The sequence below is a fragment of the Kitasatospora sp. A2-31 genome, assembly GCF_022288725.1.
GTDB lineage: Bacteria > Actinomycetota > Actinomycetes > Streptomycetales > Streptomycetaceae > Kitasatospora.
Window position 1 is genome coordinate 116,957 of sequence record NZ_JAKNTA010000007.1, and the last position, 15,108, is coordinate 132,064.

The 15,108-nt window shown below is 75.2% G+C and carries 11 protein-coding genes; 7 read left to right on the forward strand and 4 right to left on the reverse strand.

What is annotated here, in order from left to right:
- Window positions 1–32: 32 nt before the first annotated feature.
- Entirely contained in the window at window positions 33–1,613 is a 1,581-nt protein-coding gene (locus tag MCM47_RS20800; RefSeq protein WP_238863163.1) for a phosphonate degradation HD-domain oxygenase, read from the reverse strand.
- 373 nt (window positions 1,614–1,986) lie between these two features.
- Between MCM47_RS20800 and MCM47_RS20805 the strand changes: the two genes are divergently transcribed.
- Window positions 1,987–3,561 carry an APC family permease gene (locus tag MCM47_RS20805; protein ID WP_238863164.1) on the forward strand — a complete coding sequence of 525 codons (1,575 nt, stop codon included), beginning with the start codon at window positions 1,987–1,989 and terminating at the stop codon, window positions 3,559–3,561.
- Window positions 3,562–3,647: 86 nt separating this feature from the next.
- Here the strand turns inward: MCM47_RS20805 and MCM47_RS20810 are convergent, their stop codons facing one another.
- Complete coding sequence (locus MCM47_RS20810; RefSeq protein WP_238863165.1) at window positions 3,648–4,742, reverse strand: aminotransferase class V-fold PLP-dependent enzyme; 1,095 nt, start codon at window positions 4,740–4,742, stop codon at window positions 3,648–3,650.
- 95 nt (window positions 4,743–4,837) lie between these two features.
- Here MCM47_RS20810 and MCM47_RS20815 point away from each other — a divergent pair, with 95 nt between their 5' ends.
- The 5 genes from MCM47_RS20815 to MCM47_RS20835 all read left to right on the forward strand — a co-directional run bounded on the left by MCM47_RS20815 (window position 4,838) and on the right by MCM47_RS20835 (window position 10,694).
- Window positions 4,838–5,929, forward strand: coding sequence for an amidohydrolase family protein (locus MCM47_RS20815; RefSeq protein ID WP_238863166.1), 1,092 nt, complete (start codon window positions 4,838–4,840; stop codon window positions 5,927–5,929).
- A 135-nt stretch (window positions 5,930–6,064) separates the two neighbouring features.
- Window positions 6,065–6,742, forward strand: coding sequence for a uracil-DNA glycosylase (locus MCM47_RS20820; RefSeq protein ID WP_238863167.1), 678 nt, complete (start codon window positions 6,065–6,067; stop codon window positions 6,740–6,742).
- Window positions 6,743–6,958: 216 nt separating this feature from the next.
- Entirely contained in the window at window positions 6,959–8,044 is a 1,086-nt protein-coding gene (locus MCM47_RS20825; RefSeq protein WP_238863168.1) for a hypothetical protein, read from the forward strand.
- A 167-nt stretch (window positions 8,045–8,211) separates the two neighbouring features.
- Complete coding sequence (gene glnII, locus MCM47_RS20830) at window positions 8,212–9,234, forward strand: glutamine synthetase (RefSeq protein WP_238863169.1); 1,023 nt, start codon at window positions 8,212–8,214, stop codon at window positions 9,232–9,234.
- 362 nt (window positions 9,235–9,596) lie between these two features.
- Window positions 9,597–10,694 (forward strand): LLM class flavin-dependent oxidoreductase, encoded by a 1,098-nt coding sequence (locus MCM47_RS20835; protein WP_238863170.1) that lies wholly within the window; start codon window positions 9,597–9,599, stop codon window positions 10,692–10,694.
- A 39-nt stretch (window positions 10,695–10,733) separates the two neighbouring features.
- On the opposite strand, the gene MCM47_RS20840 is transcribed toward MCM47_RS20835, so the two are convergent.
- Window positions 10,734–12,689, reverse strand: a complete 1,956-nt coding sequence (locus MCM47_RS20840) for a serine/threonine-protein kinase (protein ID WP_238863171.1) — start codon at window positions 12,687–12,689, stop codon at window positions 10,734–10,736.
- Between the two features lie 166 nt (window positions 12,690–12,855).
- On the opposite strand from MCM47_RS20840, the gene MCM47_RS20845 reads away from it, so the two are divergent.
- Entirely contained in the window at window positions 12,856–13,017 is a 162-nt protein-coding gene (locus MCM47_RS20845) for a hypothetical protein (protein ID WP_238863172.1), read from the forward strand.
- Between the two features lie 7 nt (window positions 13,018–13,024).
- On the opposite strand, the gene cobC is transcribed toward MCM47_RS20845, so the two are convergent.
- Window positions 13,025–14,557, reverse strand: a complete 1,533-nt coding sequence (gene cobC / locus MCM47_RS20850) for an Rv2231c family pyridoxal phosphate-dependent protein CobC (protein ID WP_374209185.1) — start codon at window positions 14,555–14,557, stop codon at window positions 13,025–13,027.
- Window positions 14,558–15,108: the final 551 nt, after the last annotated feature.

Consider the following 15,108-nt stretch of genomic DNA (forward strand, 5'->3'; position numbering starts at 1 on the left):
GGCTGGGCCGGGGCGCCTCCCGCTCCGCGGGCTCACGCCATCAGGGCGGCGAGCATTGGCCGGAAGTGTTCGAAGTCCGGCGTCGCGGCGTCCGCGTCCTTGGCCTGCTCGTCCCATCGGCGCACCGCCACCGCGTCCTCCGCGCCCGGGTGGGCGGCGAACGCGGCGGCCTGCTCCTCGGTCATCGGCCCGCCCTGCACCTGCAGGGTGTACTCGGAGGCCTCGGAGAGCCGCGCCCGGTAGCCGGGCTCGACGGCGCACAGGTAGCGCTTGGCGGCCACGTGCAGCCGGATCGGCTCGGTGACCTCCGGGCCGAACCACTGCGCGAGCCACTGCGCGCCGGTGTCGCTGTGCCGGTTGTCCCGCCCCTCCATCAGGTCGCGTCCGTGCAGGGCTCCCTGGAAGTGACCGACGTCGTGCAGCAACGCGGCCGCGACCAGGTGCGGGGCCGCCCCGGCGGCCTCGGCCAGCGCGCCGGCCTGCAGCATGTGCTCGGCCATGGTGACCGCCTCGCCCAGGTACTCGCCGGCGCCCTCGCCCGCGAACAGCTCGCCGATCGCGTCCAGTGCGGCGCTCCGGCGGTGCAGGACGGCGAGGGTGGACGCCAGCGCGTCCAGGTCGGCGTAGCAGCCCTGGAGGTGGCGGGCGCCGTCCTGCTCGAACGCCGTCCGCGCGTGCAGGAGGCGGGTGTTGTCGAAGATCAGGCAGTCGCCGCGGTCGAGCCGGAACTCCAGCTGCAGCTCGGACCGGAGCGTGATCGCGGCGAAGCGGCGGTAGGCGGCGTAGAAGGCCTCCAGCTCGGCGGCGGAGCCGCGCAGGGTGCCGATCGAGCGATTGTTGAACCGCACCTCGCGGATCCGGCCCAGCGCGTCCACGTCGATCAGCGGCCGGTCGGCGCGCAGCTCGGTGCCGCGGTCGCGGAAGACGAACGGGACGGGGGTGCGGGTGAGCACCGCGAAGTCCTCGGGCGCCTCCTCGCGCAGGACCGCCGCCGCCCGGAAGCCGTCCACCAGGCCGGAGTCGCCGCCGGTCGCCGAGTTCTCCAGGCAGTGCAGCAGCTGGAGGGTGGGCACCGGATCCCGGTACGGGTTGTCGGTGTGCGGGGTGATGGCGACGCTGGTGAAGGCCAGGTTGTTCGGGTCCGGCTCGACCCGGACGTCGAACAGCTCGCCGTAGTTGGTGACGCGGACGAACCCGAAGGTCTCGGCGACGGCGAGCCCCTGCCGGTCCACCGGGGGCACCCCGCGGAGCACCGCGAAGCCGCTGCGCCGGACGGCGCCGAGCACGGCCTCCTGCTCGGCGGGGTTGCGGAGGTACTCGGCCCACTCGGCCTCCGGGATCCCGCGGGCGAACTCGGCCGCCGCCCAGAGCCGCTTGTCCGCCTCGGTCCGCCCGTCCCCGTCGCGCTCGGCGCCCAGCCAGGCCAGCGGGTACCGCGACCGGTGCCCGTCGGACCAGAGCACCTCCAGGTCGCCGTCGACCCCGGTGCTCGCGGCGACCGAGAGGTCCTCGGGCAGGTCGGCGATCTGGAACAGCTTCTGCCCGTTCCGCGGGTCGCGGCACTCGGCACACGGGCAGTTGTCGCGCAGCCAGTACGGCGGCAGCTCGGACACGGTTCTCCTCCTGGGCGGGGGTCTCGACGGGTAAGTTGTATAGCCAACTTTCCCGACTGGGAGCCTGCCGGGCCTCGGTGAGTTCTGCGTGCCGCGTGGGTGAACGCCGGGGGAACTGTGCCGGGAGGTGCCGGCCGGGAGCCGGGACCCCGGCGGGGGCCGGCCGGCCCCTTCGGCCCCGCCACGGGTGGGCGGGGCGGCGGCCGTTCGGGTGAGGGGAGGGGGTCGCGGCGCGTTTCGGCGCGGGGAGGCGCGGGTGCTGGGGCACTGTCGGGGTGGATTCCCCTGATGTGAGAGGCGGCTGGGCATGGCTCATCCCACGACTGAAACCCCCGCTGCTTCGGGGCATACCGGGCTCAAACGGGAAGTCGGGATGATCGGGCTGCTCTGGGCCTCGGTCGGCGCGATCATCGGGTCCGGGTGGCTGTTCGGGGCCGAGAAGGCGGCGGTGGCGGCGGGGCCGGCGGCGCTCGTCTCCTGGGGGATCGGCGCGGTGGCGATCATCCTGCTCGCGCTGGTCCACGCCGAGCTGGGCGGGCTCTTCCCGGTGGCCGGCGGCACGGCCCGCTACCCGCACTACGCGTTCGGCGGGTTCGCGGGGATGTCGTTCGGCTGGTTCACCTGGCTGCAGGCGGCGACCATCGCGCCGATCGAGGTGCAGGCGATGATCAACTACGCCCAGCACTGGACCTGGGCGGACGGCCTGCTCAACCCGAACCAGACGCTGACCACCGGCGGCTTCTTCGTCGCGGCCGCCCTGCTCGGCATCTTCGTGGCGATCAACTTCCTGGGCGTCCGGCTCCTCGCGCACACCAACAGCGTGGCCACCGTGTGGAAGGTCCTCGTCCCGGTCCTGGTCATCTTCGTCTTCGGGTTCACGGAGTTCCACGGCTCCAACTTCAGCGTCCACGGGTTCGCGCCCGTCGGCGCCAAGGGCGTGCTCGCGGCGATCAGCACCAGCGGGGTGATCTTCGCCCTGCTCGGCTTCGAGCAGGCGATCCAGTGGGCGGGCGAGAGCCGCAACCCGCGGCGGGACATCCCGCGGGCCGTCCTCGGGTCGGTGGTGATCGGCACGCTGATCTACGTCCTGCTCCAGGTGGTGTTCATCGGCGCCCTGCCCCCGGAGACCCTCGCGGGCGGCTGGGGCGCCCTCGACTACCCCGGCATCAGCGGGCCGTTCGCGGGCCTCTCGACGCTCATCGGCCTCGGCTGGCTGGCCACCGTCCTGCGCATCGACGCGATCATCTCGCCCGCCGGCACCGGGCTGGTCTACATGACCTCCAGCTCGCGGGTCACCTACGGCCTGAGCCGCAACGGCTACGCCCCGCAGACCCTGCAGTTCACCGACAAGCGCTCGGTGCCCTGGCTCGGCCTGATCGTCGCGTGGGTCGCGGGTGTGCTCTGCTTCCTGCCGTTCCCCAGCTGGCAACGGCTGGTCGGCTTCATCACCTCCGCCGTCGTGCTGATGTACGCCGGTGCGCCGCTGGCCTTCGGCGTGCTGCGCAAGCGGCTGCCGGCCCTCGAGCGGTCGTACCACCTGCCCGCCGGCACGATCGTCTCGCCGATCGCCTTCGCGGTCGCGAGCCTGATCATCTTCTGGGCCGGCTGGGACACGCTCTGGCGGCTGGGCCTGGCGATCCTGATCGGCTACGTCCTGCTCGGCGGGTACTCCGCGTACGCGGTGGCGAAGCGCATCCCGAACGCGCCCCGGATGGACTTCAAGGCGGGCCAGTGGCTGCCGCCGTACCTGATCGGCATGGGCCTGATCTCCTGGCAGGGCACCTTCGGCGAGGGCGCCCAGGGCAACCTGCCGCTCTGGTGGGACATCCTCGTCGTGGTCGTCTTCTCCCTGGTCGTCTACTACTGGGCCCTGGCGGTCGCCCTGCCGGTGGAGGAGATCGAACGGAACATCCGCGGCGTGGAGGTGGTCGAGGCCGGCGGTCACTAGGCCTGGGATCACGGACCGCGCCCTGCTGCCGGCCCCGGAGCGGCCCCCGTGCGAACGGGGGCCGCTCCGTGCTGCCGGAGCCGGTGTCAGCCCGCGGCGGCCGCGGTCCAGGCGTCGTCGGCCGCCGCCAGCGCCGGCGCGGCGTCCGCGCCGGTCGCCGTCGCCAGGGCGGTGAGGAAGCCGCGCACGGTGGCCCGGGCGGCGGCCGGGCCGTAGTGGTTGACCCGGAGCATCCCGGTGGCCAGCGCCCCGCCGCCGGGCTGGACGGGCAGCGCGGGGTCGAGGCGGAGCAGCTCGGCGGCGAGGGCGCCCGCGTCCACGCCCGCCGGGGTGCGCAGGGTGGTGGCGACCGGGGCGGCGTGGGCGTCCTCGGGGACGAACGGGGAGAGCGTGCCGAGGGCGCGGACACCGGCCCGGGTGGCGGCCGAGGCGGCGCGGTGGCGGGCGATCACGGCGGGCAGGCCGTCGGCGCCGATCCGGTCCAGGCAGGCGCCGAGCGCGAGCATCTCCAACTGGGCCGGGGCGTGCGGCAGTACGGTGCGCCCGGCGTCCGTCCAGCGCTCCTTCCAGTCCAGCAGGGACAGGTACGAGCGGCGCGGGGCGGCCGGGTTGGCGGCGATCCGCTCCCAGGCGCGCTCGGAGACCGAGACGGCGGAGACCCCGGCCGGGCCGCCCATCGCCTTCTGCCCGCCGATCACGCACAGGTCGATGCCCCAGGCGTCGGTGAGCAGCGGCTCGGCGGCCACCGACGCGACGGCGTCGACCATGAGCAGCGCACCGTGCGCGCGGACCACCGCCGCGACCTCGGCGACCGGGTTGGTGTTGCCGGTGGCGGCCTCGGCGTGGACCAGCGAGACGAAGTCGATCGCCGGGTGCTCCCGCAGGGCGGCCTCGACCTGGGCGGCGGTGACCGCGCTGTCGAACGGCACCGCGAGGTCGACCACCTCGGCCCCGCACGAGCGCAGCCAGTTCCCGAAGGTCTGGCCGTAGGGGCCGGTGACGACGTTCAGTGCGGTGGATCCCGGGTGCGCGGCGCCGCGGATCGCGGCCTCCAGCGGCAGCAGTGCCTCGCCCTGGGTGACGATGACGTCGGCGGTGGTGTGCAGCAGGGCGGCCACCTGGTCCTCGATCGCCGCGAACTCGGCGGCGCTGAGCGGGGGCAGGTCGAGGTAGGGGGTCACGCGCCGGCCTTTCGGAGGTGGGTCGTTCGGGCGGGAATGAGTCTGCCGCACTTCCGGGGGTCCCGGGGAACCGGCCGCTCGGTAGAGTGCGGGCCATGAGCGATGGTGCGGTGCTGCACGTCCGGGGCCGGGTACTGGTCGGCCCGGAGGAGGTCCGGGACGAACTCTGGGTGGTGGACGGGCGGGTGGCCTTCGACCGGCCGGCCGGGGCGCGCGACGTCCGGACCGTGACCGGCTGGGTGCTGCCCGGTCTGGTGGACGCGCACTGCCACGTCGGCCTGGACGCGCACGGCGCCGTCGACGCCGCCACCAGCGAGAAGCAGGCGGTCACCGACCGCGACGCCGGCACGCTGCTGATCCGCGACGCCGGTTCGGCGGCCGACACCCGGTGGATCGACGACCGCGAGGACCTGCCCCGGATCATCCGGGCCGGCCGGCACATCGCCCGCACCCGCCGCTACATCCGCAACTACGCGCACGAGATCGAGCCGGGCGACCTCGCCGCGTACGTCCGGGCCGAGGCCCGGCGCGGCGACGGCTGGGTGAAGCTGGTCGGCGACTGGATCGACCGCGACCGCGGCGACCTCGCCGCCTGCTGGCCCGGCGACGCGCTGGCCGAGGCGATCGCGGCGGCGCACGAGGAGGGCGCGCGGGTGACCGCGCACTGCTTCGCCGCCGAGTCGCTGCCCGACCTGCTGGCGGCCGGCATCGACTGCATCGAGCACGCCACCGGGCTGACCGAGGAGTTGATCCCGGTCTTCGCCGAGCGCGGCGTCGCGATCGTCCCGACCCTGGTCAACATCGCCACCTTCCCGCAGCTGGCGGCGGGTGGCGAGGCCAAGTTCCCGGCCTGGTCCGCCCACATGCGCCGGCTGCACGAGCGCCGCTACGACACCGTGGGCGCCGCGCACGAGGCGGGCGTCCCCGTGTTCGTCGGGACGGACGCGGGCGGCTCGCTCGCGCACGGCCTGGTCGCGGACGAGGTGGCCGAGCTGGTGAGGGCCGGGCTCACGCCCGCCGAGGCGCTTTCGGCGGCCAGCTGGGGCGCACGCCGGTGGCTCGGGCGACCGGGCCTGGAGGAGGGCGCGCCGGCCGACCTCGTCGTCTTCGACGAGGACCCTCGCGCGGACGTGCGGGTGCTCGCGGACCCGCGGCTGGTGGTGCTGCGCGGGCGGCCGGTGGCGTGACCGCAGCGGTGCTGGGGCGGCCCCGGCGCCCGGTGCGGTCGTGGTCGTGCCGTCGCGGTGGTGCCTTCCTGGTGGTGCTGCCGTGGTGATCATCCGGTGAACGGCCTGTCGGCGTAGGCCGATAGGGTGGCGGCCATGGCACCGCGTCCACTGAACGAGATCGTCGAGCCCGGCTGGGCCACCGCGCTGGAACCGGTCGCCGGGCGGGTGGCCGCCATGGGCGACTTCCTCCGCGCCGAGCTGGCCGCCGGCCGCACCTACCTGCCGTCCGGGCCGAACGTCCTGCGCGCCTTCCAGCAGCCCCTCGCCGACGTGCGGGTGCTGATCGTCGGGCAGGACCCGTACCCGACCCCCGGCCACGCGGTGGGGCTCAGCTTCTCGGTCGCGCCGGACGTCCGGCCGATACCGGCCAGCCTGATCAACATCTTCCAGGAGTACGGCGACGACCTCGGCCTGCCGCAGCCGTCCAACGGTGACCTCACCCCGTGGACGCAGCAGGGCGTGCTGTTGCTCAACCGCGCGCTCACCACCGCGCCGCGCAAGCCGGCCGCCCACCGCGGCAAGGGCTGGGAGGAGGTCACCGAGCAGGCGATCCGGGCGCTGGTGGCGCGTGGCGGCCCGCTGGTGGCGATCCTCTGGGGGCGCGACGCCCGCAACCTGCGCCCCCTGTTGGGCGACGTGCCGGCGATCGAGTCCGCGCACCCGAGCCCGTACTCCGCGAACGGCGGCTTCTTCGGCTCGCGGCCGTTCAGTCGCGCCAACGAGCTGCTGGTTCGCCAGGGCGCCCAACCCGTGGACTGGCGACTGCCGTAGGGCCCGTGCGGCGGATCGGCCCGAACCCGGGGCGGCGGCAGCGGCGGGCGTCAACCTCACCCGAACGAGTGAAATGACGCTCCGTGTGGCTCATGTGACGGACTGTTCGAGAAGACTGGCGGCTCGTCGTACGGAGCACCAGCCCCTTGCCCCGCCCAACGGGTGATGTCGGAGGAGGCGCGCTCTACCGAGATCACCACCTGTGGGGGTACCGCCATGTCGTCGTCCGTCCGTTCCGCCGCCGCCGTCGCGGCCGCCACCGCCGCGGTGTCGGCGCTGATAGCCATCCCGTCCGCGCACGCCACCGGGCCGTCGCAGGCCCCGACCGCCGGGACCGCCGCGAGCGCACCGGCGGCGGGGCCCGCGGCGCAGGGCGGCGGGAAGGCGCGCGCCGTCACCGCCGAACTCGACCTGGACGTCAGCCTGTTGAACAAGGCGGTGGACGTGCCGGTGAACATCGCGCTCAACAAGGTGGAGACCCCCGCGCAGCGGTCGGGGGCCGCCCAGCCGGAGACCGGGGGCGGTGCGGTGCTCGCGGCCCGGGTCGACGGCGTCGACCAGCAGGGACCGGTCACCCTGGTCAAGGCGGACGTCGGCCGGTCGATGGTGAAGGCCGACGCCGCCGGCGCCTCGGCCTCCGTCAAGCTGGTCAACGCCGACGTGCACGCACCCGGCCTGCCGGCGACCACGCTGCTCGGCCTGGAGTCGCTCAGTGCCTCGGCCACCTGCCCGGTCGACGGGCAGCCCGCCGCCGACGTCGTCGCGCCCGCGCGGGTGAGCGTCCTCGGCAAGCCGGTCACCCTCGGCCTCTACGGGCCGACCAGGGTGGACGTGCCGCTGGTCGGCGGCGTCTCAATCGAGTTCTCCAAGCGGACCACCACCTCCACCACGGCCGCCGCCTCCGCGCTGGAGGTGCAGATCGAGGTCAACCCGCTCGACCTCAACGTCGCCAAGGTCACCGGGAAGATCACCGTCGCGTCGGTGAGCTGCGAGAAGCCCACCGGGCCGGCCTCGCCGACCACCGCGCCCACGCCCACGCCCTCGGCGACCGGCACCGCGCCCGCCACCGCTCCCGCCACCGGCGCTCCCGCCGTCCAGCCCGCCGCGGACACCACGGAGGGCCCCACCACCCCGGCCGCGCGAGCGGCCACCGGCAGCCCGTCGGGCGGGGGAAGCCTCGCCGCCACCGGGGGCAGCGCCGCCGCCGGCCCGCTCGCCGCGGGGGCCGCGGGCCTGGTCGTGGCCGGCGGCCTCGCCCTCTGGGCCACCCGCCGCCGCGCGGGGCACGCCCGGCGGCACTGAGCCGCCGGACGGGGCGTGCGGGAGTGCCACCACCGGCACTCCCGCACGGTGACCGTGCCGATGCGGACGGTTGGTTCACGTGGGCGTTACATGAGAGGAACAACCGGGAAACGGCGACTTGCAACGCTACGCGGGCACCCACCACCCAGTTTGCGAGGTACACCGCCGTGGCAATCAAGGCCGAGTACATCTGGATCGACGGCACCAAGCCGACCGCCAAGCTCCGTTCCAAGACTCGTGTCCTGGCCAACGCGGACAAGATCCCCACCTGGGGCTTCGACGGTTCCTCCACCAACCAGGCCGAGGGCCACGCGTCGGACCGCGTGCTGGAGCCGGTGAAGGTCGTCAAGGACCCGATCCGCGGTGGTGACCACATCCTGGTCCTCTGCGAGGTCCTGGAGACGGACGGTACCGCTCACGAGTCCAACACCCGCGCCCTGCTGCGCGAGGTCGCCGAGAAGTACGCGGCGCAGGAGTCGATCTTCGGCATCGAGCAGGAGTACACCTTCTTCAAGGGCTCCCGCCCGCTCGGCTTCCCGGAGGGCGGCTACCCGGCCCCGCAGGGCGGCTACTACTGCGGTGTCGGCGCCGAGGAGGTCTTCGGCCGCGAGATCGTCGAGCTGCACCTGGACCGCTGCATCGACGCCGGCCTGGCCATCTGCGGCATCAACGCCGAGGTCATGCCCGGCCAGTGGGAGTTCCAGATCGGCCCGGTCGACGCGCTGACCGTCTCGGACGACCTGTGGATCGCCCGCTACCTGCTCTACCGCACCGCCGAGGAGTTCGGCATCGACGCCACCCTGGACGCCAAGCCGGCCCGTGGCGACTGGAACGGCGCGGGTGCGCACACCAACTTCTCCACCAAGGCGATGCGCGAGGGCTACGACGCCATCATCACCGCCTGCGAGTCGCTCGGCGCCTCCCAGGAGAAGGTCCTGGAGCACGTCAACCAGTACGGTGACGACATCCAGTCCCGTCTGACCGGCAAGCACGAGACCGCCCCGTGGAACGTCTACAGCTACGGCGTCTCCAACCGCGGTGCCTCGGTCCGCATCCCGTGGCAGGTCGAGGTGGAGCAGAAGGGCTACATCGAGGACCGTCGCCCGAACGCGAACGTCGACCCCTACGTCGTCACCCGCCTGCTGATCAACACCTGCTGCGAGGCCCTGGAGAAGGCCGGCCAGGTCTGATCCGCCCCTCCGTCGTACGGCCGTCGGCCCTCCCCCGCCCGGGGGAGGGCCGACGGCCGTTCTCGGTCCGGGGCCGCAGCGGGCCGGGCCGGCCCGCGCGTCAGGCCGGGCCGAGGGCGCCGCGGAGGTCCGAAGGCGCCTGGACGCGCGCGGGGCGCCCCGGGGGTGAGCCGGTTGGCGCTCTTGATCGGCACCGGGGCGGCGGCGGACAATGGCGCGCATGACCGCTCCCGCCCGCGTTCTCCTGGTGCGACGCCTCCACGTCGACCTGGTGCGGGTGTGCGCGGCCGGCTGTCGCGGGTGACGTCCCTCGTTCCGTCCTCTCCCGTCCCGCAACCGCCCGGCACCTGGAGCGCACCCGCATGTCCCTGACCTTCCACTGGTTCCTGCCCACCAACGGCGACAGCCGCCACATCGTCGGCGGCGGCCACGGCTCGACCCCCGGCACCGCCGGCTCGGACCGGCCGCCGAGCATCGCCTACCTGGGCCAGATCGCTCGCAGCGCCGAGCAGTTGGGCTTCGAAGGGGTGCTCACGCCGACCGGGGCGTGGTGCGAGGACGCGTGGCTGACCACCGCGATGCTCACCCAGGTCACCGAGCGGCTGAAGTACCTGGTGGCCTTCCGGCCGGGCCAGATCAGCCCGACGCTGGCCGCCCAGATGGCCGCGACGTACCAGCGGCAGTCCGGTGGGCGGCTGCTGCTCAACGTGGTGACCGGCGGGGAGTCGGCGGAGCAGCGGGCCTACGGCGACTTCCTGGACAAGGACGCGCGGTACGCCCGGACCGACGAGTTCCTCGCCATCACCCGACGGCTCTGGGCGGGCGAGACGGTCGACCACGAGGGAGCCCATCTGCGGGTCGAGCGGGCGGCGTTGACCCGCCTGCCGGAGCCGGTGCCGCCGGTCTACTTCGGCGGTTCGTCCCCGGCGGCCGGCGAGGGCGCCGCCCGCCACGCCGACGTCTACCTCACCTGGGGCGAACCGCCCGCGCTGGTACGGGAGAAGCTCGCCTGGGTGCGCGAACTCGCCGCCGCCCGGGGGCGGGTGGTGCGGTTCGGCATCCGGTTGCACGTGATCACCCGGGACACCTCCGCCCAGGCCTGGGCGGAGACCGAGCGGCTGCTCGCCGGGATGGACCCGGCGCGGGTCCGGGCGACCCAGCGGGCGCTGGCCGAGAGCGAGTCCGTCGGGCAGCGCCGGATGCTCGCCCTGCACGGTGGTACGACCGAGCGGCTGGAGGTGCATCCGGGGCTCTGGGCCGGGATCGGCCTGCTGCGCGGCGGCGCGGGCACCGCCCTGGTGGGCAGCCACCGGGAGGTGGCCGACCTGATCACCGAGTACCACGAGCTGGGCATCGACGAGTTCGTCCTGTCCGGGATCCCGCACCTGGAGGAGGCGTACTGGTTCGGCGAGGGCGTCCTGCCCCTGCTCGCCGCCCGCCACCTCTGGCGCCGGCCGTGACCGGCGCCGGGCCCGGCAGGGCCCAGGGACAGGGCCCGGCTAGGGGATGCGGAACTCCTGGGACGTGTTGCCGGGTGTGCAGGTGACCATGGTGGCCTGCCTGCCGGCGCCGTTGTCGGTCAGGCAGGTCTGCCCCATGTAGTCCTTGAGCGCGAACGCACCGGGCGTACTCGCGGCGGCCACCGTCCAGTTGGTCAGGACGCTGAAGCCGCCGGAGAGGGAGACCCGCCCGTCCGTCTCCTGGACGAGGGCCGGCCCGCTCAGGTTGCACGGGTGGATCTGGTACCAGCCGCCGGGGTTCGGGTCCGAGCGCACCCAGCCGTAGGCCGTCGTCCCGCCCATCACCACCGCCTGGCCGCCCACCGGACTGTCCTTGGAGAGACCGAGCTTGAGGCCGGACGCCACGCTGACGACGGCGCCCCACCTGCTGCCGCCGCAGCCCGCCGGCACGGACGGCTGCTGCGGTGCCGTGGTGGCCGGCGGGGGCTGAGGTGCGGAGGTGGTGGCGGGCGGGGCCTGGGTGGCCGCCGGCGGGGGGGCGGCGCCCCCGCCGTTGGCGCCGCCCCCGCCGCCCCCGGCGCCGGTGGCACTGCCGCTCCCGCTGCTGCCGCTGCCGCTGCCGCCGTTCCCGCCGCCGGCCGCTCCGCCGGTGCGCGGGGGCGTGCCCTGGCCGCCCGCGGCCGCGCCACCACCGCCGGCGGCCCCGCCGGCCACGGCGCCGCCGCCCGGGTTCGGGACGGTTCCGGGCTGGTCGCCGGTGGTGGGTGCGGGCTGCGTCCCGGGGGCGGGGGTGGTGGCCGGCGGTGCCGGCGTCGCGGTGGGCGGCGGGGTGCTCGCGGGCGGGGTGGTCGGGGAGTCCGTGGCCGGCGGCGTTCCACCGGTGGTCGCGGGCGCGGTCGCCGCGACGGACGGCTGCCCGTTCGGGGTCTCGGCATCGGACGAGAAGGGCGCGCGGTCGATGAGCAGGACGGTCGCGGTGGTCGCCGTGATGACGACCGGGAGGACGACGGGGACGAGGAAGCCGTACCGACGCCGACGGGTTCCGGGTCCCGTCGCGTCGCGGTCCTCGACCTGACCGACGTCACCGGAGCCGTCGCCGGCGGCCGCTGCGCTGGCGCCCGCTGCGCCCGCGGCACCCGCCGCCCCGGCCGCCGCCGGCCCGGGCTCCGCGCCGATGGCGGCCCTCGCCGCGGCCGCCATCGCGGCGGCGTCCGGGAACCGCTCCTCCGGCAGCTTGGCCAGCGCTCTCGCGACCACCCCGCGCACCGCCTCCGGGACGGCCGCCGGCAGCTCCGGCACCGGCGCGCGGAGGTGCTTGAGCGCGACCTCCAGCACCGACTCGCCGACGAACGGCGGCTTCCCCGTGAGCAGTTCGTAGGCGACGACACCGATCGAGTAGAGGTCCGAGGCCGGGGTGACGGACTTTCCCTCGGCCTGCTCGGGGGCCATGTACAGCGCCGTCCCGATCACCGCGTGGGAGGCGGTGAGCGTGGTGCTCGCGACCGCGCGCGCGATGCCGAAGTCGGTCACCGTGACCTGGCCGTCCGGGCGCAGCATCAGGTTGGACGGCTTGACGTCGCGGTGCACGATGTCCTGCCGGTGGGCGGCGGCCAGGGCGTCCAGCGCGGTGGCGAGCAGCCCGAGCGCGCGCTCGGGCTCCATCGGCCCGCCCTCGGCGAGCACCTTGTCCAGCGGCCGCCCTTCGACCAGCTCCATGACGATGTAGGCGGTCCGCTCCTCGCCGTCCCGGCCGCTCTCGCCGTAGTCGTGGACGTCCACGATGCCGGGGTGGCTGAGCCCCGCGAGCAGCTGGGCCTCGCGCCGGAAGCGCTGGACGAACGTGCCGTCCTCGACCAGGCCCGGATGCAGGATCTTCACCGCGACCCGGCGCGCCAGCACCTGGTCGTCGGCGCGCCAGACGGAGCCCATGCCTCCGCCGCCGATCCGCTCGGTCAGTGTGTAGCGACCCCCCAGCACGGTACCCCGGCTGCTCATGCCCCTGCCCCCATGTCATGCCCCGGCCCGGACCGGGCCCCCGTCGGTCGCACAGTGTGCCAGAGAGGTCGATGCCTCCCGGCCATGCTACGGACCGGAGTAGACGGTCCGTCAGAGATCGGCCGCTGCCGACCGCCCCTGGGCCGCCGGTCGCCCGTTCGTCCGGGTGGACGACGAGTTGGGGCCGCAGGACACGGAATGGATCGCGGCCCACCACCCGGGCGACGCGGCCACCTTCCGGATCGACCCGCGGGTCGGGCTGCGGGCGGACGACTTCGCGACGCTGCGCGCGTGGGCGGCCTCCCTCGACGAGCCGGACGGTACCTGAGGGGAGGTCAGGAGGCCGGTGTGCCGGGTGCTCCGCCCAGGACCGTGTCGAGTGCGGTCAGGAAGCGGTCGGTCGTCGCCTCGTCGCGGACGGCGATCCGGAGCCAGTCGCCGCCCAGGCCGGGGAAGGTGTCCCCGCGGCGGACGGCGAAGCCGTGCTCGCGCAGCCGGGTGCGGACGGCGGCGGCGTCCGGCAGCTCGATCAGCACGAACGAGGCGGCAGGCTCGCCGTGCACGCGGACGGACGGGAAGGCGGCGAGGCCCTTGAGCAGGTGGTCGCGGTGCTCGGCCAGGAGCCTCGCCGCCGCCTCGGCCTCGGCGAGCGCGGCCGGTGTGCTGCAGGCCTCGGCGGCGGCCAGGGCGGGGGTGGAGACCGGCCAGAGCGGCTGGGCGGCGCCGAGCGCCGCGATCAGCGGGGCGGGGCCGAGCGCGTAGCCGATCCGCAGGCCGGCCAGCCCCCAGGTCTTGGTGAGGCTGCGGAGCACGACGACCTGGCCGGGCAGGCCCCGGACGGCGGCGAGGGACTCGGTCTCGCCTGGCACGGTGTCCATGAAGGCCTCGTCCACCACCAGCGTGCGGCCGGGTCGGGCGAGGGCGGCGACCGCCGCGGCCGGGTGCAGGACGGAGGTCGGGTTGGTCGGGTTGCCGAGGACCACGAGGTCGGCCTCGTCGGGCACGGCGCCGAGCCGGAAGCCGTCCGACGGGGAGAGCAGCACCCGGTGCACCTCGCGCCCGGCGTCGCGCAGCGCCGCCTCGGGCTCGGTGAACTGCGGGTGCACCACGGCCACCCGGCGCGCCGCCACCACACGCGCCAGCAGGACGAACGCCTCCGCGGCGCCCGCCGTGAGCAGCACCTCCGTGGCCGGGCGACCGTGCCGGGCGGCGACGGCGGCGCGGGCGACCGTCCCGTCGGGGTAGGCCGCGAGGTCGCCGAGCGTGGCTGCGAGCCGGTCGCGCAGCCACTGCGGGGGCGTGCCGGTGCGGACGTTGACGGCGAGGTCGACCAGGTTGGACCCGTCGGCGCGGACCTCGGCGTCCCCGTGGTGGCGCAGGTCGGGCTCGGTGGGGGAGGCGGGGGTCACGGGAGGTCTCCTACGGGGGTGTGCGGGGTCGGGTTCGGGGTCCGCGGGCAGGGGTCGGGGCCGCGCCGGCCCGGACGTCGGGGCGTCGGCAGGGCCGCCCGGCACCCGGACGACCGCCACCGTCGCGGCGCCCGACTTGCGCTTGGGGACGACGAGTTCGCCGCCGGGCGCGCTCGCCAGGGCCGCCGCCTCGGCGACGCTGACCGATCCGACCGCCTCGGCGACGGCGGCGGACGGAGTGGGGACGGCGATGCCGGCCAGCACCTCGGCCGGGTGCTCGTCGACGTCCGCCCCCAGCCGGGCTGCCGCCCGGCGGACGGCGGGGTGCGCGGCCTTGCCGGCCAGGGTGGCGAGCCGGACCACGGAGGTCCGGGGCAACCCGGCCTCGGCCAGCGTCCGCCGGATCAGCCCGAGCACCTCCGCGGGTGCGGTCGAACGCCGCAGGCCCACGCCGACCACCAGATCGCCCGCGCCGACCACCAGATCGTCCGCGCCCGGCTCGTCCGCGCCCGGCTCGCCCGCGCCCGGAACGCCGTCCGAACCCCTCACGCCGTCACGCCCTCACGCCCCGCTCACGTTCCTGCTCCTGCGCGTCACCCGCCCGACACCTCCGCGGCAGCCGGTGCCGCACGGAAGCCACCCACGGCGGCCGAAACCCGTCGGCGCGTCGGAGCGACGCGGCCCTCGGCGGCCCCTACCGGGGCGGCCGGAGCCCCCGGAATCCCACCACGGCCACGACAGAGGGGTCAATCGGGACAGCCGTGACCTACGACGGGCCGCCAGTCTCGGCCGCCCACCGCTGTTCGCCTGTTCTTCACCCCGCCCCCCGGGCATGCGCCACCGTGCCGCTCCTACTGTTCTCGGCGCTCCAGACCCGGCGCTCCCCGCCGCCGGGCCACTCCGCCCCGCCCCCAGCCGTTCCCGACGCACGGAGGACAACGATGCCCGAGACCCCCGACACCGTTGGCATGAACGCTTCTGCAGAGGCCCCCGCAGAGGCCCCCGCCGCG